The organism is Terrabacter sp. FW104-15G4B (genome assembly GCF_058790095.1).
On record NZ_JBYTCI010000023.1, the window covers coordinates 1 to 18,196 of the forward strand.

General features: G+C 70.5%; 16 protein-coding genes and 1 riboswitch. Of the genes, 6 read left to right on the plus strand and 10 right to left on the minus strand.

Annotation, left to right across the window (positions count from 1 at the left end; translation table 11 throughout):
* The first annotated feature begins 97 nt into the window (after nt 1–97).
* Nucleotides 98–868 carry a TrmH family RNA methyltransferase gene (locus AC3WRT_RS15865; RefSeq protein ID WP_492723604.1) on the plus strand — a complete coding sequence of 257 codons (771 nt, stop codon included), beginning with the start codon at nt 98–100 and terminating at the stop codon, nt 866–868.
* 30 nt (nt 869–898) lie between these two features.
* On the opposite strand, the gene AC3WRT_RS15870 is transcribed toward AC3WRT_RS15865, so the two are convergent.
* The gene (locus AC3WRT_RS15870; RefSeq protein ID WP_492723606.1) at nt 899–1,438 is read right to left on the minus strand and encodes a DUF1697 domain-containing protein; all 540 of its coding nucleotides are present in this window, start codon (nt 1,436–1,438) and stop codon (nt 899–901) included.
* Nucleotides 1,439–1,591: 153 nt separating this feature from the next.
* Between AC3WRT_RS15870 and AC3WRT_RS15875 the strand changes: the two genes are divergently transcribed.
* From AC3WRT_RS15875 to AC3WRT_RS15885, 3 genes are read left to right on the plus strand one after another with little or no spacing between them, the layout of a single operon-like run.
* Complete coding sequence (locus tag AC3WRT_RS15875; protein WP_492723608.1) at nt 1,592–3,232, plus strand: CDP-glycerol glycerophosphotransferase family protein; 1,641 nt, start codon at nt 1,592–1,594, stop codon at nt 3,230–3,232.
* Nucleotides 3,229–3,945: an IspD/TarI family cytidylyltransferase gene (locus tag AC3WRT_RS15880; protein WP_492723610.1), complete on the plus strand. Its 717-nt coding sequence runs from the start codon at nt 3,229–3,231 to the stop codon at nt 3,943–3,945. Before AC3WRT_RS15875 ends, AC3WRT_RS15880 begins: the two co-directional genes overlap by 4 nt.
* An 11-nt stretch (nt 3,946–3,956) precedes the next feature.
* On the plus strand, nt 3,957–5,021 hold the full coding sequence (locus AC3WRT_RS15885) for an NAD-dependent epimerase/dehydratase family protein (protein ID WP_492723611.1): 1,065 nt from the start codon (nt 3,957–3,959) through the stop codon (nt 5,019–5,021).
* A gap of 24 nt (nt 5,022–5,045) precedes the next feature.
* Here AC3WRT_RS15885 and AC3WRT_RS15890 read toward each other — a convergent pair whose 3' ends face one another.
* On the minus strand, nt 5,046–6,947 hold the full coding sequence (locus AC3WRT_RS15890; RefSeq protein ID WP_492723612.1) for a glycosyltransferase family 2 protein: 1,902 nt from the start codon (nt 6,945–6,947) through the stop codon (nt 5,046–5,048).
* A gap of 117 nt (nt 6,948–7,064) precedes the next feature.
* The gene (locus tag AC3WRT_RS15895) at nt 7,065–7,937 is read right to left on the minus strand and encodes a PhzF family phenazine biosynthesis protein (protein ID WP_492723614.1); all 873 of its coding nucleotides are present in this window, start codon (nt 7,935–7,937) and stop codon (nt 7,065–7,067) included.
* 71 nt (nt 7,938–8,008) lie between these two features.
* Here AC3WRT_RS15895 and AC3WRT_RS15900 point away from each other — a divergent pair, with 71 nt between their 5' ends.
* Both AC3WRT_RS15900 and AC3WRT_RS15905 read left to right on the plus strand, forming a co-directional pair.
* Nucleotides 8,009–8,635, plus strand: a complete 627-nt coding sequence (locus tag AC3WRT_RS15900) for a histidine phosphatase family protein (protein WP_492723615.1) — start codon at nt 8,009–8,011, stop codon at nt 8,633–8,635.
* 106 nt (nt 8,636–8,741) lie between these two features.
* Nucleotides 8,742–10,166, plus strand: coding sequence for an exonuclease/endonuclease/phosphatase family protein (locus AC3WRT_RS15905; RefSeq protein ID WP_492723616.1), 1,425 nt, complete (start codon nt 8,742–8,744; stop codon nt 10,164–10,166).
* Nucleotides 10,167–10,263: 97 nt separating this feature from the next.
* Here the strand turns inward: AC3WRT_RS15905 and AC3WRT_RS15910 are convergent, their stop codons facing one another.
* The 7 genes from AC3WRT_RS15910 to gcvH all read right to left on the minus strand — a co-directional run bounded on the left by AC3WRT_RS15910 (nt 10,264) and on the right by gcvH (nt 18,080).
* Nucleotides 10,264–11,751, minus strand: coding sequence for a glutamate-cysteine ligase family protein (locus AC3WRT_RS15910; RefSeq protein WP_492723617.1), 1,488 nt, complete (start codon nt 11,749–11,751; stop codon nt 10,264–10,266).
* Nucleotides 11,752–11,803: 52 nt separating this feature from the next.
* Complete coding sequence (gene gcvP, locus AC3WRT_RS15915) at nt 11,804–14,731, minus strand: aminomethyl-transferring glycine dehydrogenase (protein WP_492723619.1); 2,928 nt, start codon at nt 14,729–14,731, stop codon at nt 11,804–11,806.
* A gap of 90 nt (nt 14,732–14,821) precedes the next feature.
* Nucleotides 14,822–14,921, minus strand: a riboswitch (glycine riboswitch).
* Between the two features lie 118 nt (nt 14,922–15,039).
* Nucleotides 15,040–15,624 carry a MerR family transcriptional regulator gene (locus AC3WRT_RS15920; protein ID WP_492723620.1) on the minus strand — a complete coding sequence of 195 codons (585 nt, stop codon included), beginning with the start codon at nt 15,622–15,624 and terminating at the stop codon, nt 15,040–15,042.
* Nucleotides 15,625–15,828: 204 nt separating this feature from the next.
* Nucleotides 15,829–16,338, minus strand: coding sequence for a bifunctional nuclease family protein (locus AC3WRT_RS15925; RefSeq protein WP_492723621.1), 510 nt, complete (start codon nt 16,336–16,338; stop codon nt 15,829–15,831).
* A 41-nt stretch (nt 16,339–16,379) separates the two neighbouring features.
* Nucleotides 16,380–17,105: a transcriptional regulator FtsR gene (gene ftsR / locus AC3WRT_RS15930; RefSeq protein WP_492723623.1), complete on the minus strand. Its 726-nt coding sequence runs from the start codon at nt 17,103–17,105 to the stop codon at nt 16,380–16,382.
* A complete protein-coding gene (locus AC3WRT_RS15935; RefSeq protein ID WP_492723624.1) occupies nt 17,102–17,572 on the minus strand; it encodes an FHA domain-containing protein in 471 nt (156 codons plus the stop codon). The genes ftsR and AC3WRT_RS15935 overlap by 4 nt, the downstream gene beginning before the upstream one ends.
* Nucleotides 17,573–17,690: 118 nt before the next feature.
* Nucleotides 17,691–18,080 carry a glycine cleavage system protein GcvH gene (gcvH, locus tag AC3WRT_RS15940; RefSeq protein ID WP_492723626.1) on the minus strand — a complete coding sequence of 130 codons (390 nt, stop codon included), beginning with the start codon at nt 18,078–18,080 and terminating at the stop codon, nt 17,691–17,693.
* Nucleotides 18,081–18,196: the final 116 nt, after the last annotated feature.

The following is an 18,196-nucleotide window of genomic DNA, read 5'->3' on the forward strand; positions in this document are numbered from 1 at the left end:
CTGCAACACACCGAGCAGGTCGCAACCCACCGGGGTCCGATCGCGGTGAGTCGTGACCTGCTCGGTGTGTTGCGGGGGCGCGTGGGATCCTGTCGCGGTGACGCCCGAGAGCTCCCCCGTCTCGCCCAAGGACCGCTTCATCACGGTCTACGGCCGCAACCCCGTCCACGAGGTGCTCCTCGACCACGACGTGCAGGTCGACAAGGTCGTCATCGCCGACGGGGCCCGCGGCAGCGGCCTGCGCGAGATCCAGCAGGCAGCGCGGCGTCGCGGGGTGCAGGTGCAGTACGCGAGCGCCGATCGCGTCAAGAAGCTCGCGGGCAACGGCCGTCAGGACCAGGGTGTCTTCGCCGACGTCGTGGCGCCCCGGATGCGCCCGCTCGAGGCGGCGCTCGCCCAGGGCCGCGCCTCCCTGCAGGCCGTGCTCGTGCTCGACGGGGTGACGACCCCCGCGAACGTCGGGATGATCCTGCGGTCCGCGACGGCGGCCGGCGTCGACGGCATCGTCGTGCCGCGCAAGGGCGTCGCCTCGCTCGACCCGCTCGTCGTCAAGGCCTCGGCCGGCGTGGCCTTCCGGGCGCCGATCCTCAAGGCCTTCACCGCAGCCGAGGCGGTGGCCGATCTCAAGCAGGCGGGCTTCCACGTCGTCGGCCTCGACGCGAGCGGCGACGACGACCTCTTCGCCGCGCACCTACCCGAGCCCGTCGCGTTCGTCCTGGGCAGCGAGACGGCCGGTCTCACGCCGGAGGTAGCCGACCTCGTCGACACGTGGGTGTCCATCCCGATGGCCGCCGGCGTCGAGTCCCTCAACGTCTCGGCGGCAGCGGCAGTCGTCTGCTTCGAGCTCGTGCGCCGCTCGCGACTCTGACGCCCGACCGGCGCGCGCCCGAGGGTGCGGTCAGCCCCACTTCTGCGCCAGCGCCCGAACGACCGTGAGGTTCCGGGCGGTCCCGATGGTGCCGGTCAGCCTCTCGATACGGGCGTTGCTCAGCTTGGCGTTCTGGACCCCGTCGGACAGGAACAGCACGACGTCCCTGCCGATGACGCGAGCCCCCTCGGTGGCGGAGTCCCAGGCGTGCAGGGCCTCGACGCCAGCAGGATCCGGGTCGCCCGTCAGGAAGGTGACGTAGCGACGGGCGTCCGCGTCGATCGGCGACACGAGAGCGTCTGCCTCCTCGGCCACCCGGCGAAGCTGCCTCGCCGTGCGGACCACGACCGGGACGTCGAAGCCGAACTCGGCGCTGATCGACCGGCGCAGGTCCCCCTCGAGCTTGACGGCACTGCGCGTGCCCGTGCGCACCTTGAGGTTGCCGCTCTGGATGTGGGTCTCCACCTGCTCGTAGCCCTCGGCCTCGAGCAGGGCACGTAACCGGTGCATCGGCACCTGGCGTTGCTTGCCCAGGTTGACCGCTCGCAACAGTCCGACGTAGGTGGCCACACCTCATCGTTCCACGAGTCGACTCGGTGCCCGGCGGCCTCGGCCGCTGCGTCGTGAGGTACGTTGTCCCCCGTTCACCGCGACAGGGAGCACATCTTGCTGAAGGTTGACTGCGTAGTCACTGACATTTCTTGGCACAGGGTCAAGCTGACGATGCGTCTGGCAGCCACCGCCATCGATGCCGACCCGGTCGGCGACACGGCCGTGGACCCCGAGCTTGCCGAGATGAGGGACGAGCAGATCCGGCAGGCCCTGGCAGAGGGGTCGGTCACCTTCGCCATCCGTGAGGGAAAGCGGCGCTACCCCGTCCGGACCCGGACCCTGGGCGACGGCGGCTACGAGCTGACCATCGCGGTCACCGACTTCCACCGCCGCAAGCAGGTGCCTGACGGCACCTGGCGTGTCGTTCCCGTCGTGGAGGGGCGAGCCCTCACGCCGGTCCGGTACCCACTCAACCGCGCCGGCGACCTCGAGTCGTTCTCGCGGCTCTTCCTCTACGACCAGAACCGGACGGTGTACACCGTCTCCTTCGGTGTGTCCGAGAGCGACACGCGGCCGGAGTTCCTGCTGCGCACCTACCAGCTCTTCCGCAACCCCGACAAGAAGAAGCCCAAGAAGAAGCCGCTCGTGCGGCGGCTGCGCAGTCGGATCGACAACAAGAAGAACCGGCTGGCACTCGTCAACCGCTACTACCGGATGATCCGTCGGACGGACCCGCCGCGCGGCAACCGCATCCTCTTCGCCTCGGAGGCGAGGACCTCCCTGCAGGGCAACCTGCTCGCTGTCCGCGACCGGATGGTGGAGCGCGGCCTCGACAAGGACTTCGAGTTCGAGTACTCCTTCCTCACCCCGTCGACGACCGACTACACCAAGCGGCTGCGCACCGTGCGACTCCTGGCGCGATCCGACATCGTGCTGATCGACGACTACTTCCCGACGCTCAACACGCTCTCGCTGGACCCGTCGACGAAGATCATCCAGCTCTGGCACGCCGGCAGCGGGTTCAAGTCGGTCGGCTTCAGCCGGTTCGGCCTCTACGGGTCACCGAAGTTCACCAATGCGCACCGGAAGTACACCTACGCCATCACAGGCTCCTCGCACCTCGTGCCGGTGTATGCCGAGGCCTTCGGCATCGAGGAGTCGGCGGTGGTGCCGACCGGGCTGCCGCGTATCGACGGGTTCCTCGACCCGGCGCGCACGGAGCTGGCGGTCAAGCAGTTCTACGCCAACCATCCCGAGCTCGAGGGCAAGCGGGTCATCCTGTTCGCCCCCACGTTCCGCGGTCGTGGGATGACCTCTGCCTACTACGACTACGCCCGGATCGACTTCGACCGGTTGTACGACTTCTGCGGCGAGGACACGGTCGTGCTCTTCCGGATGCACCACTTCGTCAAGGAGCCGGTGCCCATCCCCGACGCCTACCGCGACAGGTTGTTCGACTTCACCGGCTTCCCCGACGGCAACGACCTGCTGCACATCTCGGACCTGCTCGTGACCGACTACTCCTCGATCATCTACGAGTACTCGCTGCTCGAGCGGCCGATGCTCTTTTACGCCTACGACAAGGACATCTACGCCGCGACCCGCGGCTTCCACCGCGACTACGACGAGACCGCACCCGGCAAGGTCTGCGAGACGTTCGACGACCTGCTCGGCGCCATGGCGTCCGAGGACTTCGAGATGCACAAGGTGGCTCGTTTCCGGGCCGAGAACTTCGACCACATCGACACTCAGTCATCCGACCGGGTCATCGACTGGCTCATTCTGGGCAACCGACCTCTGGAGGACTCATGAACGTCGCAGTCATCTTCGCGGGTGGGGTGGGCTTGCGCATGACGTCGTCCACGGTGCCGAAGCAGTTCCTCGAGATCCACGGCAAACCGATCCTCGTCCACACGCTCGAGCACTTCGAGGAGCACCCCGAGATCGACGCCATCGCGATGGCGATCCTGCCGGAGTGGCGACACCACCTCGAGCGACTCATCCGACGTCACGAGTTCACCAAGATCCGGTGGGTCGTCGATGGGGGCGCCACCGGCCAGGAGTCGCGCCACCGCGCGCTGCAGGCCGTGGCCCTCGACTGTCCCGAGGACACGATCGTGCTCCTGCACGACGGCGTGCGGCCCCTGATCAACGCCGAGCTCATCACGAACAACATCGCCGGGGTGGAGCGCCACGGCAGCGCCATCACCTGCACCAAGACGAACGAGACCATCGTCGCCGCGGCGAGCGGCCCGATCGAGGACGTCATCCCCCGGGCAGCGATCTACGCGGCCCGCGCACCGCAGAGCTTCCGCCTCGGTGAGGTCCTGTCGGTCTACGACCGTGCGGCTGCCGACGGCGAGCACGACTCCATCGACTCGTGCACGCTCATGCAGCAGTACGGCATGCCCATCCATCGGGTCGACGGTCCGCGGCACAACATCAAGATCACCACCGCCGACGACTTCTACGTCTGCCGCACGTTCTTCGACATCCTCGAGAACCGTCAGATCGGCGGCCTGTGAGCGCCCGGCCGGTGGTGAACGCCTCCACAGTCATCGCAGCCGACATCGCCGACGTCGTCGCCCATCTCGGTGACCCCGAGCCCCTGCGGGACGCCACGGTCCTGGTCACGGGTGCCGGCGGCATGCTGCCGTCGTACGTCGTCCGCACGTTGCTCGGGCTGAACGACGTGCACGGCACCTGCATCCGCGTGCTTGCACTCGTCCGCGACGCCCAGCGTGTCACTGCTGCGCTCGGCGCCGACGTGACGGGCCGACCGGACGTCGAGCTCGTGGTCCAGGACGTGGCCGCGCCGCTGCGCTACGACGGCCCGATCTCCCACGTCGTCCACGGTGCGAGCGCCGCACGGCCGAGCCTGCACGCCGCCGACCCCGTCGGCACCGTCAAGGCGAACGTGCTGGGAACCCTCAACCTGCTCGATGCGGCCCTCGAGAGGGGCAGCCGCGGCTTTGCCCTGATGTCCTCCGCCGAGGTCTACGGGGCACAGCCACCCGACCGCCGGCTGATCACCGAGACCGACTACGGCCCCCTGGACATCCTGGACCCCCGGGCGTGCTACTCCGAGGGCAAGCGGGCGGCGGAGAGCATCTGCGCCGCGTACCACGCCCAGCACGGGCTGCACACGACCATTGCCCGCTTCGGCCATGTCTACGGGCCGGGAATGGCGCTCGACGACGGCCGTGTCCAGGCGGAGTTCACGGCTCGCGTGCTGCGGAGAGAGCCGATCCGGCTGAACAGCGACGGGTCGGCCACGCGCACCTACACGTACGTCGGCGACGCGGTCGCCGGGCTGTTCACGGCGATGCTCGTGGGTGAGCCGACGGCATACAACATCGCCGACCCACGCGGCCTCGTCTCGATCCGGGAGCTGGCCGAGCACTTCGCTGCCGCTCGTCCCGATGCGGGCATCGCGGTCGCCTTCGGCGGATCGGCCGACGGGCGCGCCTACAGCCCGGTGGCACGCTCGGGGCTCGACTCCTCGCGCCTCGCCGCGCTCGGCTGGACGCCGCACGTCGACCTGACGACCGGCATCGACCGGCTCCTTCGCCACCACGAAGAGGCCCTCGCTCGGGCGTGACGGCGTACGGTCGGGCGCCCAGCGTCAGACGATGACGACGCGTTCTTCGTCGTCGATCACGAGCTGGCGATCGGTGCGGTGCCACTGACCTTCGCGCTCGGCATGCAGCTGGTAGGTGCCTGCTGGCAGCGTCGTGCTTCCGGCCAGCATCACTTGCTGCCCGGAGACCTCGACGACTGCCTGGAACCGCTCGGCCGGCTCCGGCACGCGGCTCGTCGCGGGAGCCGACGCGGCAGGGACCGGGGGCGGCGGCGGTGCGTCGGTGCCGACCAGCCCCATGGGAGCGATCCGAGCTGGCAGGCGGCTCGCACCCCAGGCGCTGACACGTTCGAGCGGTGCGACGAAGGCGTCCTTGCCGCCGGCCACACCGCGCCGGGGCCAGCCGTCGATCGCCAGGGTGCGCTTGTCGCCGGTCAGGTCGACGGAGAGCTCTCCCTTGGCGTTCGAGTACGCCACCATGGAGCGGCCCGAGATGACGGCCGGCAGGGACGCCGTCCGCGTCTTGAGGCCGGGCTTGCGGATGATCCCCAGGACGTCGACGCGGACGCGGGCGTCGTAGACGTCGTCCGGAACCGGATGACCCGCGGCCGCCGTCGAGGGGTCGATCGTGGCGTGGCCCCTCCAGGCGAGCCTGACATCATCGGTGCCCTCGTGGCCGCACTGCAGGCCCTGGAAGACCACCGGCCAGGAGACGTGGTGCTGGCGGCCCCGGAGCACTCCCTGCACTGCCATCGAGCCGAGGTCGCGGGTCACGTCCAGCACCGTGGTGCCCACCTCGCGCTCGACGGGCTCGGGGAGAGCCAGGCGCACCCTACCGTCGACGTTGCGCAACAGGGCGGGACCATCGCCGCGTCGAGTCGTGATCCGGGCGTCCACGGAGACCTCCAGGCGCCCCTCCGACCACGAGACCTGCCGGGTCGACACCGTTGCACCGACGTTGCCGTCCAGTGGGATGAGCGCATCCAGCAGGTCGAGTCGGCCACTGAGGAAGACGAGGGCGAGGACTCGGTGCCAGGGTGAAAGGGCCTCGAGCACGTCGTCGTCGACGTACCGGCGGGCGAGCCGGCACGCGCGTTCGAAGGTGCCGCGCGACTCGGGGGTGTCACCGGCCTGGCGACGTAGGCCCATGGTGCGCGAGATGATCCGCTGGGTCACCTGGTGGGCCAGCAGGAAGGTGCGGTCGGCTCGGTGGTCGTCGCCGGCAAGCGCACTCGTGATGTGACCCATCACGTCGTCGAGCCGCTCGTGGTACTCCGGCAACGACGGGTTGAAGGTGCCAGTCGTGTTGGATCCCGTTTCATGCCACAGGTAGAAAGGCGAGTCCGCCTGGTGGGCCGACCGGCCGGCATGCCGCAAGGCGTCAACGTTGAAGAGGATGTCCTCCCACAGCACCCGGCCGCCCTCGCGGAAGCGGATGCCGTGTCGCATCAACATGGCTCTCCGGTAGATCTTGTGCGGCACGAACGGCATCAGGTCAGCCACGCCGCGCCCGGCCCGCACGTCCGGCACGTCGGCCACGTTGGGGTGCTGCATCTGCCACCAGGCGTCGCTGGTCTTGGACTCCTTGGGACTCACGAAGTCCGCGTCGTGCTCGCGAGCGAACTGGTGCACCCGGCGGAGGCCGTCGGGATAAAGCGTGTCGTCGTGGTCCATGAACATGACGTACTCGCCACGGGCCGCCTCGATGCCGACGTTGCGTGGCCGGCTCGGCCAGCCCGAGGCGGCCGTGCTGATCACCTGGTGGTTGGGACGGGAGGCGCAGAGCCGCTCCAGCACCTGCACCGTGTCGTCGGGTGACCCGTCGTCGACGAAGATCACCTCGAACTCGTCCTGCGGCATCGTCTGGGCATCGAGCGAGCCGACCAGTCGGTCCAGTCCGTCGCCGGAGCAGTAGGTGGCAACGATGATCGACACCTTGGGTTCCACGTGACCACCTGTTCGTTGTTGGCGTGGACGCCGTCGAGCTGCTCTCGTTGGCGCGGGCAGGACCACTGGCGCGGAATTCTGCCATCCGCCCGTCGGGCAGCCCAAGCCGGGTGGGACTCAGCTGGGCTCGGACCTCCGGGCACAGGTGCCCTGGCCGACGGGATCGACGCGTCCGCCCACATGCACCCCGCCCGCGCCGTCGATGTCCAGCAGGAGGCGGGACGGGCGACCCACGGCCATGCCCTGGCTCACGACGACAGAGACGCCGCGAGCTCCCTGGGCCGCGAGCCAGCCACCGAGGTTCGCGCACGCTGACCCGGTGGCAGGATCCTCCAGGACGGCCTGGTCCTGGGTGTAGAAGAGCCTCGCCTCGATGGTCTTGGCACCCGTCCAGGACCACACGTAGACGTGCGGCGGCCGGCCGGGCGAGGTCATGTGCTCGGCCATCAGGTGCGGCTGCGGGTCGCACGCACGGACCGCCTCCACCGAGTCGAGCCGAACCAGCATCTGCTCCACCCCCGCGTCGACCCACGCCGCGTCGGACCGCACGACAGGCTCGGGCTCCACGCCGAGGGCAGCCGCCAGCTCGCTGGCGCTCGAGGCCACCTGGCGCAGCGTCGCAGGGCGCGCCGTGAGGCGCCAACCGCCGTCGGCGCGGACCACCGGGATGCGCCCGGCGGGCATGCTGAGGTGCACCTGGTCCAGTCCCCCGCCCAGCGACGCCACGACCTCCGCGGTGCCCAGGGTCGGGTGGCCGGCGAAGGGCATCTCGTGCCCCGGGGTGAAGATGCGCACCGAGGCCTCCCCCACCGACTCACCCGCTCCGGTCGAGGTGACGAACGCCGACTCGCTGAGGTTGAACTGCCGGGCCCAGGAGAGCATCTCGCCGTCGGAGAGCCCGCTCGCCTCCGGGAAGACGCAGAGCGGGTTCCCCGAGAACGGGTCGCCGGCGACGGAGAAGACGTTGACGAGATGGAAGGGCAGGTGCATGCCCGGAGTCTGCCGCAGCGCAGCCACTCCGGGCGGCGGCACACGAGACCGGACGTCGATACTGTGGCGATATGGCCACTCCCGACGGTGTCGTCCAAGGCAACATCTACCTCTTCCGGCACGGGGAGACGGAGTGGTCGCTGAGCGGGCAGCACACCGGCACGACCGACCTGCCGCTGCTGCCGGAGGGGGAGGCGGCCGCACGCGAGCTCGCCGACGTGCTGCGCAGGCACCGGTTCGAGGGGGTGCTCGTGTCGCCGCTGCAGCGCGCGAAGCGCACCGCCGAGCTCGCCGGGCTCGGCGACTTCGAGGTCGAGCCGTTGCTGCGCGAGTGGGACTACGGCGCCTACGAAGGTGTGACCACCGCGCAGATCAGCGCGGAGATCGGGCACCCCTGGGAGGTGTTCGTCGACGGGGTCAAGCCCGGCGTCACGCCGGGCGAGACGATCGAGGAGGTGTCGGCCCGCGCCCAGCACGTCATCGACAAGGTGTGGCCGGTCCTCGAGCACGGCGATGTCGCCCTCTTCGGGCACGGTCACGCCCTGCGCGTGCTCACAGCCACCTACCTCGGGCTGGACCCCCGCTTCGGCCAGCAGCTGATCCTCGACGCGGGGTCGATGAGCGTGCTGACGCACCACCGCTCCACGCGCTGCCTGGGGATGTACAACCTCTCCCCCTGGCGCCTGCTGACCGAGTGAGCCGCGCCCCGAGCCGCTGCGGACAGGGACGAAAGGGACGAAACGCTGCGCCCGACGCACCGCGCCGGTTAGCCTCAGCGCCTGAGGCCCGACCGGAGGAGCTACCGTGCCCCGCACCCCCATTCCCGTCACCGGGGCGGTTGCCGCCCTTGCCACGACCCTGCTGGCAGGCGTCGCTGCAGTGACGGCCGCGCCGGCCGCGAGCGCCGGGGCCAGCACCCCGGGCGCGATCTCGTCGGTGGCGGCCAAGCCGGGTCCTGCTGCCGGCCAGGTGACCTTCACCTGGGTCGCGTCCGGAGCCAGCACCACCGGTTTCGTCATCGAGACGGGGCTGACCACCTTCAAGGTCGGGGATCCGGCCCTGCCGGACCACGGGCGTCACGCCACGTACTTCACCGTCCCGGCCAACCGGCGCTCGGTGACTCTCTCGGCGGCACAGGTGGCCTCCGCCGGCGCCGGCACCTCCTCTGCCAACCACCTCTACTACCGCTTCAAGGCGGTGAACCAGACGGCCTCCGGCACCGCGGTGCGCAGCTGGCCGTACCTGCAGAACGTCGCGGTCAAGCCGGGCACGCCGTCGACGAGCGCGACCGCGCTGCGGGTCGCGACGTTCAACGTCCACACGGCCACGGCCTCCTCGGGCGTGCGCCCCTGGACGACGCGGGTCCCCGGTGTCGCCCGGTCGATCGTGTCGCGCAACCCCGGTGTCGTGGGCCTCCAGGAGCTGGGGATCGGCCGAGCCGACGGCAGCACCCAGCCGAGCACGGCCACCAGTCTCACCCAGGTGCGCAGCCTCCTCGACACGCTCGCGGCACAGGGCGGCGGCCGCTACCGGCTCGTGCGCAGCACCCGGTACGTCGCGCCCGGCACGCCCGAGGCGATCCAGGGCGCGCGCATCCTCTACGACACCGGCCGCTACCGGCTCGTCAGCTCCTGCCCCGAGCGCTCCGACAGCCAGCCGCTGAGCAACAACAGCTACTCGAGCTCCTGCACGGTCCTGCTGCCGACCCTCAGCACCGACGGCGCCTGGACGCGGCGTCGCGCCGGCTACGCCGTCCTGGCCGACCGCGCCACCGGACGCCAGTTCTACGTCGCGTCCGCGCACCTTGACCAGCGCCACAGCACCACTCCCACCGTGGAGCGCACCTATGAGCAGCTGCGGGCGACACAGGTGCGCACGGTGCTGGCACGGATCGACCAGCTCAACACCGGACGCCTGCCGGTGGTACTGACGGGCGACCTGAACACGTACCAGAACAACCAGGGCGGCTACGACGCCCACGACACCCTCGTCTCGGCCGGCTACTACGACACCGCCGCGGCCGTGACGCAGGTCAACTCCCGCTACACGACGCTGAACCACTTCTCGTGCCTGCTCACCGTCCCGAGCACGGGCTGGGGCAGCCGGCTCGACGTCGTGGCCGTAAAGGGCGTCTGGGGCGCGCCTCGGTGGGAGAACGTCATGGCCACCGACGACTGCGCTCGTCCATCGGACCACAACATGGTCGTGGCCGACCTCCGGCTGCCCTGACACACGCCCGCCGCGACTCAGCGAGGCGAGAAGCGTGCGTATGCCGTGTCGCCGGCCCCGCGGCATACGACAGCAGGTGCGGGGCCGGGAGCGACCCTCAGTCTGAGGGGAGCTCCCACGTGTGCACGGGCTCGTTGGCCATCATGCCCTCGATGTAGCGGGCCAGCATCTCGCGCAGCGCCTTGTCGCGGGTCAGCCCGCGCGCCTCGAGCCGCGCGACGCACTCGGTCTGCCATGAGGCGCCATTGACGCCGTTGAGGCAGCGCTGCTCGATGATCGTCAGGAAGCGGTCCCGCACGGCCGACGAGACGCCCCAGCGGTCGAGGCCCTCGTGGGCCATCGGCAGCAGGCGGCGCAGCACGAGCTCTGCCGCGGGGACGTCACCGAAGCCGGGCCAGTACGTGCGGGCGTCGATCCCGAGCCGTGCGCCCTCCTCGAAGTTGGCCTCGGCCGCGGAGAAGCTCATCCGGGTCCAGACCGGGCGGTCCTCCTCGGCGAGCACGCGCATCGTGCCGTAGTAGAAGGCGGCGTTGGCCATGACGTCCGCGATGCTGGGCCCGGCCGGCAGGACCCGGTTCTCGACGCGCAGGTGCGGTCGGCCGCCGACGATGTCGTAGATGGGACGGTTCCAGCGGTAGACGGTGCCGTTGTGCAGGCGAAGCTCCTTCAGCTCGGGCACCTCGCCGCGCTCGAACACCTCCTCCGGCTCTTCGTCGTAGAGCTCGGGCAGCAGCGCCGGGAAGTAGCGGACGTTCTCCTCGAAGAGGTCGAAGATCGAGGTGATCCAGCGCTCGCCGAACCACACCCGCGGTCGCACGCCCTGGTTCTTGAGCTCCACCGACCGGGTGTCGGTGGCCTGGGTGAAGAGCGGGATGCGGGTCTCGGACCAGAGCCGCTGGCCGAGGAAGAAGGGCGAGTTGGCGCCGAGGGCCAGCTGCGGACCGGCCAGCACCTGCGCGGCGTTCCAGTGGTCGGCGAAGCGCTCGGGCTGGACCTGCAGGTGCAGCTGGATCGAGGTGCAGGCCGACTCGGGCGCGAGGCTGTCGGAGTAGCGGGCGATGCGCTCCCCGGTCGGGCCCTCGAGCTCGAGCCAGACGTCCTCGCCGCGGGCGTCGAGCACCGCGTTGTTGAGCGCGGCGTAGCGGATGTTCTCGCTGATCCAGTCGCCCTCGAAGTGCTCGGGCATGACGGTCGGCAGGATCCCGATGGCCACGATGCCGGCGTGCGCCTCCGCAGCCTTGGCGGACGCCCGGTTCAGCGAGGTCCGCAGCATCTGCTCGAGCTCGATCGCCGAGTCTCCCGGGAGCGGTCGGGGGTGCACGTTGAGCTCGATGTTGTAGCGGGCCAGCTCGGTCTGGTAGTCCTCGTCGGCGATCTGCTCGAGCACCACCTTGTTGTCGAGCTTCGGGCCCAGGTCCTCGTTGACGAGGTTCAGCTCGATCTCAAGGCCCGTCATGGGCCTGTCGAACTCGAACTCGCTCGCCCCGAGCATGCGTTCGAACACGTCGAGGTCGCGGCGCACCTTCTCCCGGTACTGCTGCCGCTGCTCGCGCGTGTACGTGGCCTGTTCGACGTCCGCTCCCACGTCCTGAGACAACCACAATCGCCGCCCCGGCGCGAGGGGCAGCGGCGGCGTGTCAGCCCTCGAACGCCTCCGGCGGCGGGCAGGAGCAGACGAGGTTGCGGTCGCCGTAGGCGCCGTCGATGCGGCTGACCGGCGGCCAGTACTTGTCCGCGGCGTGCACCCCGACCGGGAAGGCCGCCTCGGTGCGGTCGTAGGGGTGGTGCCACTCCCCCGCGATGTTGAGGGCCGTGTGCGGCGCGTGGCGCAGCATGCTGTCGCCGACGGCGACCTGTCCGGCACGGACCGCCTCGATCTCCGCGCGGATCGCGATCATCGCGTCGCAGAAGCGGTCGAGCTCGTAGAGGTTCTCGGACTCGGTGGGCTCGACCATCAGGGTGCCGGCGACGGGGAAGCTCATCGTCGGGGCGTGGAAGCCGTAGTCGACGAGGCGCTTGGCGATGTCGTCGACAGTCACGCCCGTCTCGGCCGTGATCAGGCGAACGTCGAGGATGCACTCGTGGGCGACCAGGCCGTCGGTGCCCGAGTAGAGCACCGGGAAGTCGTCGCGCAGCCTGGCGGCGATGTAGTTGGCGCCGAGGACGGCCATCTGGGTCGCGTGCCGCAGCCCGTCCCCGCCCATGAGGCGGACGTACGCCCACGAGATCGGCAAGATGCCGGCGGAGCCGAACGGCGCCGCGGACACCGGGCCCACGCCGCTCTCGGGGCCGGCCTCCGGGGCGAGCGGGTGGTTGGGCAGGTGGGGCGCCAGGTGCGCGCGAACCGCAACCGGACCCACTCCCGGGCCACCGCCTCCGTGCGGGATGCAGAAGGTCTTGTGCAGGTTGAGGTGGCTGACGTCGGCGCCGAACTTTCCGGGCTGGGCCAGACCCACCAGGGCGTTGAGGTTGGCGCCGTCGACGTAGACCTGGCCCCCCGCCTCGTGCACCAGCTCGCACAGCTCGGTGATCGTGTCCTCGTAGACGCCGTGGGTCGACGGGTAGGTCACCATGATGGCCGCCAAATCGTCGCGGTGCGCCTCGATCTTGGCGCGGAGGTCGTCCATGTCGACGGTGCCACCGGCGGCCGTCTTGACGACGACGACCTTGAGCCCGGCCATGACGGCGGAGGCCGCGTTGGTGCCGTGGGCGCTGGCCGGGATGAGGCAGATCCGGCGATGGCCCTCGCCACGGGCCTGGTGGTAGGCGTGGATCGCGAGCAGTCCCGCGAACTCGCCCTGCGAGCCGGCATTGGGCTGCAGGGAGACGGCGTCGTAGCCGGTGATCTCGCACAGCCACGCCGACAGGTCGTCGATGAGCGCGCGGATGCCCTCGGTCTGGTCGGCCGGCGCGAAGGGGTGGAGGTTGGCGAACTCCGGCCAGGTGACCGCCTCCATCTCGGTGGTGGCGTTGAGCTTCATCGTGCAGGACCCGAGCGGGATCATGCCACGGTCGAGCGCGAAGTCGCGGTCCGAGAGCCGGCGCAGGTAGCGCAGCATCGCCGTCTCGGAGTGGTGGGCGTGGAAGACCGGGTGGGTGAGGAACTCGGACGTACGTGCCAGCCCTTCCGGTATGCCGTGTGCACCCGTGGCGCCCACGCCTGACGCCACGTCGTCGGACGTCTTCACGCCGAAGGCGTCGAGGACCGCGAGCACCGTGGCGGGCGTGGACGTCTCGTCGAGGCTGAGCGACACACGGTCCCCGTCGACGCGCCAGACGTTGATGCCCCGGTCGGCGAACGCCGTGGTCACCTCAGCCGCGCGGCCGGGAACCACGACCGTGAGCGTGTCGAAGAACGACGCGGTCTCGACGTCGAGGCCGCCGTCGAGAAGGGCATCACGCAGGGCGGCCGTCAAACCCCCCACGCGCTTCGCGATGGACACCAGGCCAGCGGGACCGTGCCACACGGCATACATGCTCGCCATGACGGCGAGGAGGACCTGCGCCGTGCAGATGTTGGACGTCGCCTTCTCGCGCCGGATGTGCTGCTCGCGCGTCTGGAGGGCGAGGCGGTATGCCTGGTGTCCCTCGGCGTCGACGGAGACACCGACGAGACGGCCGGGGATCTGGCGCTCGAGGCCTCGGTGCACGGACATGTAGCCGGCGTGCGGGCCACCGAAGCCCATCGGGACGCCGAAGCGCTGGGCACTGCCCACGGCGATGTCGGCGCCCCACTCGCCGGGTGCCCGGGCCAGTGTCAGGGCGAGCAGGTCGGCGCAGGCCGTGACGAGCCCCTTCGCCTCGTGGACCGCAGCGGTCAGCGCAGACCAGTCGACGAGCTCACCGGTGGCGTCGGGGTACTGCACGATGGCACCGACGACGGGCCTGCCTCCGGCAGCCGCGGACAGGGAGTCGGCGCCCGTGACGCCGCGCAGGTCCGCGACGACGAGCGGCAGCCCGATCGCCTCGGCCCGGGTGCGCATCACGGCGATGGTCTGGGGGAAGAGCCGCTCGTCGACGAGGACGACGGCGTCGGCCGCGGCCTTGGACGCACGGCGCATCAGCGACATCGCCTCGGCTGCGGCGGTCGACTCGTCGAGCAGCGAGGAGCCCGCGACGTCGAGACCGGTGAGGTCGGTGACGACGGTCTGGAAGTTGAGCAGGGCCTCGAGCCGGCCCTGGGAGATCTCCGGCTGGTAGGGGGTGTAGGCGGTGTACCAGGCGGGGTTCTCGAGGACGTTGCGGCGCACGACGGGAGGCGTGACCGTGCCGTAGTAGCCGAGGCCGATGAGGGAGGTCAGCACCGTGTTGCGCGAGGCGAACCCGCGCAGCTCCTCGATGACGGCGCTCTCGCTCGACGCCGCCTGCAGGCGCAGGGGCGAGTCGGAGCGGATGGCTCCGGGGATGGCGCGGTCGCACATGGCATCGAGGCTGGGCTGCCCCACCACCTCGAGCATGCGGCGCACGTCGTCGCCCGCCGGGCCGACGTGGCGGCTCACGAAGTCGGCCATGGCCGACTCGCTGGACGATCCGGTGGTGACGGGCACGAGCTGGTCGGTCGACATGCGGGCTCCTCGCGGGATTCGAGCGGGATTCGAGCGGATGACACACGCTCCCCGTCTGTCGAGCGCCCGCGAAGGTGCCTCCAGAGTTGCCTCGCCCGCGTGGTCCTGGCGCCTGAGAGGTTCCGGGGATGTTGCCCCTTCGGCGCCTCGTAGGTGCGCTGCACCCCGAGGACTCTCCCACGCAGGGTCGATCGGCAGTGCTGAATCTACCAGCCGGCGATCGGCTCGTGGTGCGCGAACGGCCCGGCCGGGGTCTCCGGTCGGGCCGTGTCGGTGTCTCGGGCGGATGCCGCGTCGACGCGCTCCGGTCAGGCCAGGCGGCGGGCCTGACGCCGTGCGTTCAGCTCGTCGTCGGGGTGCTCGGCCGGCGCGTCGTCGTCGGCCCGCTCGCTGGGCAGCTGGGCGAGCTCCCCCTCGACCTCCCGCCACACGCGACCGACCGCGATGCCGAACACACCCTGGCCGCCCTGGACGAGGTCGATGACCTCGTCGGCGGAGGTGCACTCGTAGACGGAGGCGCCGTCACTCATCAACGTGATCTGGGCCAGGTCCTCGACGCCACGCTCGCGCAGGTGGCTGATCGCGACCCGGATCTGCTGGAGGGAGACGCCGGTGTCGAGCAGTCGCTTGACGACCTTGAGCACGAGGATGTCGCGGAAACCGTAGAGGCGCTGCGTGCCGGAACCGGTGGCGCTGCGCACGGACGGCTCGACGAGGCCGGTGCGGGCCCAGTAGTCGAGCTGTCGATAGGTGATGCCGGCGGCCTTGCACGCCGTGGGGCCGCGGTAGCCGCAGTCCTCGGCGAGCTCGGGCAGGTCGTCGGTGAACAGCAGGCCCTGGGACCCGACGGGCATGGCGCGACCGGCGTCGCGCGCGTCCTCGATGGCGGCCATGCCGTCCTCCTTCACTTCGGCCTGGCGCCGCGGGTGCGTGCGCGCAGACGACATCCGGATAACTACATTGACGTCGTTCTCTGACGGTAGGCCGCACTTCGGCTCCGGTCAATCACCCGGGCCGGTGGCGGACAGCGTGTCGCATGAGGCAACCAAACCTTCACCTCTCACCTGAAGGTGAGGGTCTCGGTCGTGGCCTGCTGGTCAGTCCGGGCGTTCCGGCAGGTCGCCCGGCTCGGACTCGGGCGCCGGCCCCTCGAAGTCCTCTGCCGACACGTGGTCGAGGAACTCCTTGAAACGCTCCACCTCGTCGTCCTCCTCCGAGGACACGACGATGGCGGCCTCGTCGAGGATCGCCGACTCGACGAGGACCTTGGCGCCCGTGCGCAGCGCCAGGGCGATGGCGTCGCTGGCGCGCGAGCTCACCTCTGCCTTGCCGTCGATGATGAGGGCGGCGTGGAAGACGGAGTCCTTGAGGGCGACGATCCGCACCTCGGTCAGCTCGTGGCCGAGCACGGAGAGGACGTCGCGCATGAGGTCGTGGGTGAGCGGCCGAGGGGGCACGACTCCCTGCTGGGCGTAGGTGATGGCAGCGGCTTCGGCGGCGCCGATCCAGATCGGCAGGTAGCGCCCGCCGTCCCGCTCGCGCAACAGGACGATCGGCTGGTTCGTGGGCATCTCGACACGGACGCCCAGGACATCGACCTCTCTCACTTCTCCACCGTACCCCGCCCTCCGTACGTCGGGGACCGGCGTCAGCGAGCGAGGCGGTCGCGGACCAGCGCGACGTGCAGCGCGATGCAGGCAGAGGCGATCTCGGCTGCCCGCTCCTCGCGCGTGCCGTCCCCCCGGCGCGTCGCGAGGACCTGCTCGACGAGGCCGATCTCACGGTCGGCGGCCGTCCGGAACGGCCGCAGGTGCCGAGCCTCCAGACCGTGCGAGGCGAGCGCGCGCGCCGCAGCCGCGATGGCGAGCGACTCGTGCCCGAAGTGCCCCCGGTCGTCCGGCTGCAGCAGCCCGAAGGTCTCCAGGGCGTGCATCGTCTCCCGGTCGATGCCCGTCGCCTCCCGCAGCTCCGGTCCCGTCAGGGACACGCCCTGGCGCGGCACGAGCTCCTGCGGCGTCGGGACCTCGGGGTCGGAGGTGGGGCCTGGCGGACGCGGCCGTCCACCGGGGTCCTCGCCCGGTTCGGACAGGCCACGGTCGAGGGCGTCGAGCGCCTCGCGGATGACCTTGAGGGGCCAGTAACGGTCGCGCTGGGCGGCGAGGACGTAGCGCAGCCGTCGCACGTCGTCGTCGGTGTACGTCCGGTAGCCCGACGGCGTGCGGTGTGGCGTGACGAGCCCCTCGGCCTCGAGGAAGCGGATCTTCGAGGCCGTGACGTCCCGGAACTCGTCCGACAGCAGGGCGAGCACCTTGCCGATGGTGAGGCGCCGCGGGGCCGGCGCTCGCCCGTCACCCGCCGCCGTGGCCGCACTCATGCCGGTGCGTGCTGCGATGCTCCGGACGTGTAGTAGACGAGGCGGAACTTGCCGATCTGGACCTCGTCGCCCTGGTGCAGCGGAGCCTCGTCGATGCGCTCACGGTTGACGTACGTGCCGTTGAGCGACCCGGCGTCGCGCACGAGGTAGCCGCCGCTGTCGGCGATGAACGTCGCATGCTTGCGCGAGACCGTGACGTCGTCGAGGAAGATGTCGGAGTCGGGGTGACGCCCGGCAGCCACCTGCTGGTCGTCGAGCAGGAAGCGGGCGCCGGTGTTGGGCCCACGCAGCACGACGAGCAGCGCCGTGCCGGGGCGCAGGGCCTCGATGGTGGCGTGGTCCTCGGCCGTCAACCCTCGGGGCTGCAGGGTGTCCAGGTGGTCGGGGTCCTGCGAGGGAACGCCTTGGAACCGCATGGTGCGGGGTTCGACGTTCATGTCGTCGGGGTCGGGCAGGTCGCTCGACATGCGGTCCTCCTTTGTGATGCGGGCTGGTTGAGGGGTCTGTCCACTCTAGTTGACCCGGGCGTGGCGGGCCCGGTGAGGCGTCGGCGTGACGCCCCCCCATTTGGCCGGAGCGGTCGGCTCAGGACAGGGAGGCGGTGTACGCAGACGCGTCCATCAAGCCGTCCAGGGCCGACGGGTCGGCCGGCCGCACCTCGAACATCCAGCCCTCGCCGTACGGGTCGGAGTTGATCAGCTCGGGAGAGGCTTCGAGGGCAGCGTTCGTCGCCGTGACCTCGCCCTCGAGCGGGGCGTAGACGTCGCTGACCGACTTGGTCGACTCGACCTCACCGCAGGAGTCCCCGGGGGTCACGGTGTCGCCGACCGCCGGCAGGGAGACGTAGACGACGTCGCCGAGGGCGTCCTGGGCGAAGGCGGTGATGCCGATACGGACCACACCGTCGTCGCCGACGCGGACCCACTCGTGGTCGCTGGTGTAGCGCAGGTCGGAGGGGTAGTCCAGGTCGCTCATGTCGCTCCTTCGTCGGTGCTGCACCCCGGCCAGGCTGTCGGGGTTGCTCGTGCGGCAGGTGTTGATCGGGCTGCCTCGGTGCGGACGTCGATGCGCCGCGCACCTGAGAGGATGCC

Excerpts from the sequence above, each read along its gene's own strand:
- AC3WRT_RS15880 (WP_492723610.1), top strand. The coding sequence starts at position 3,229 with ATGAACGTCGCAGTCATCTTCGCGGGTGGGGTGGGCTTGCGCATGACG.
- AC3WRT_RS15935 (WP_492723624.1), bottom strand. The coding sequence starts at position 17,572 with ATGTCGAGCGACCTGCCCGACCCCGACGACATGAACGTCGAACCCCGC.
- AC3WRT_RS15895 (WP_492723614.1), bottom strand. The coding sequence starts at position 7,937 with ATGCACCTGCCCTTCCATCTCGTCAACGTCTTCTCCGTCGCCGGCGAC.
- gcvP (WP_492723619.1), bottom strand. The coding sequence starts at position 14,731 with ATGTCGACCGACCAGCTCGTGCCCGTCACCACCGGATCGTCCAGCGAG.
- AC3WRT_RS15875 (WP_492723608.1), top strand. The coding sequence starts at position 1,592 with ATGCGTCTGGCAGCCACCGCCATCGATGCCGACCCGGTCGGCGACACG.
- AC3WRT_RS15920 (WP_492723620.1), bottom strand. The coding sequence starts at position 15,624 with ATGGCCGCCATCGAGGACGCGCGCGACGCCGGTCGCGCCATGCCCGTC.
- AC3WRT_RS15900 (WP_492723615.1), top strand. The coding sequence starts at position 8,009 with ATGGCCACTCCCGACGGTGTCGTCCAAGGCAACATCTACCTCTTCCGG.
- gcvH (WP_492723626.1), bottom strand. The coding sequence starts at position 18,080 with ATGAGCGACCTGGACTACCCCTCCGACCTGCGCTACACCAGCGACCAC.
- ftsR (WP_492723623.1), bottom strand. The coding sequence starts at position 17,105 with ATGAGTGCGGCCACGGCGGCGGGTGACGGGCGAGCGCCGGCCCCGCGG.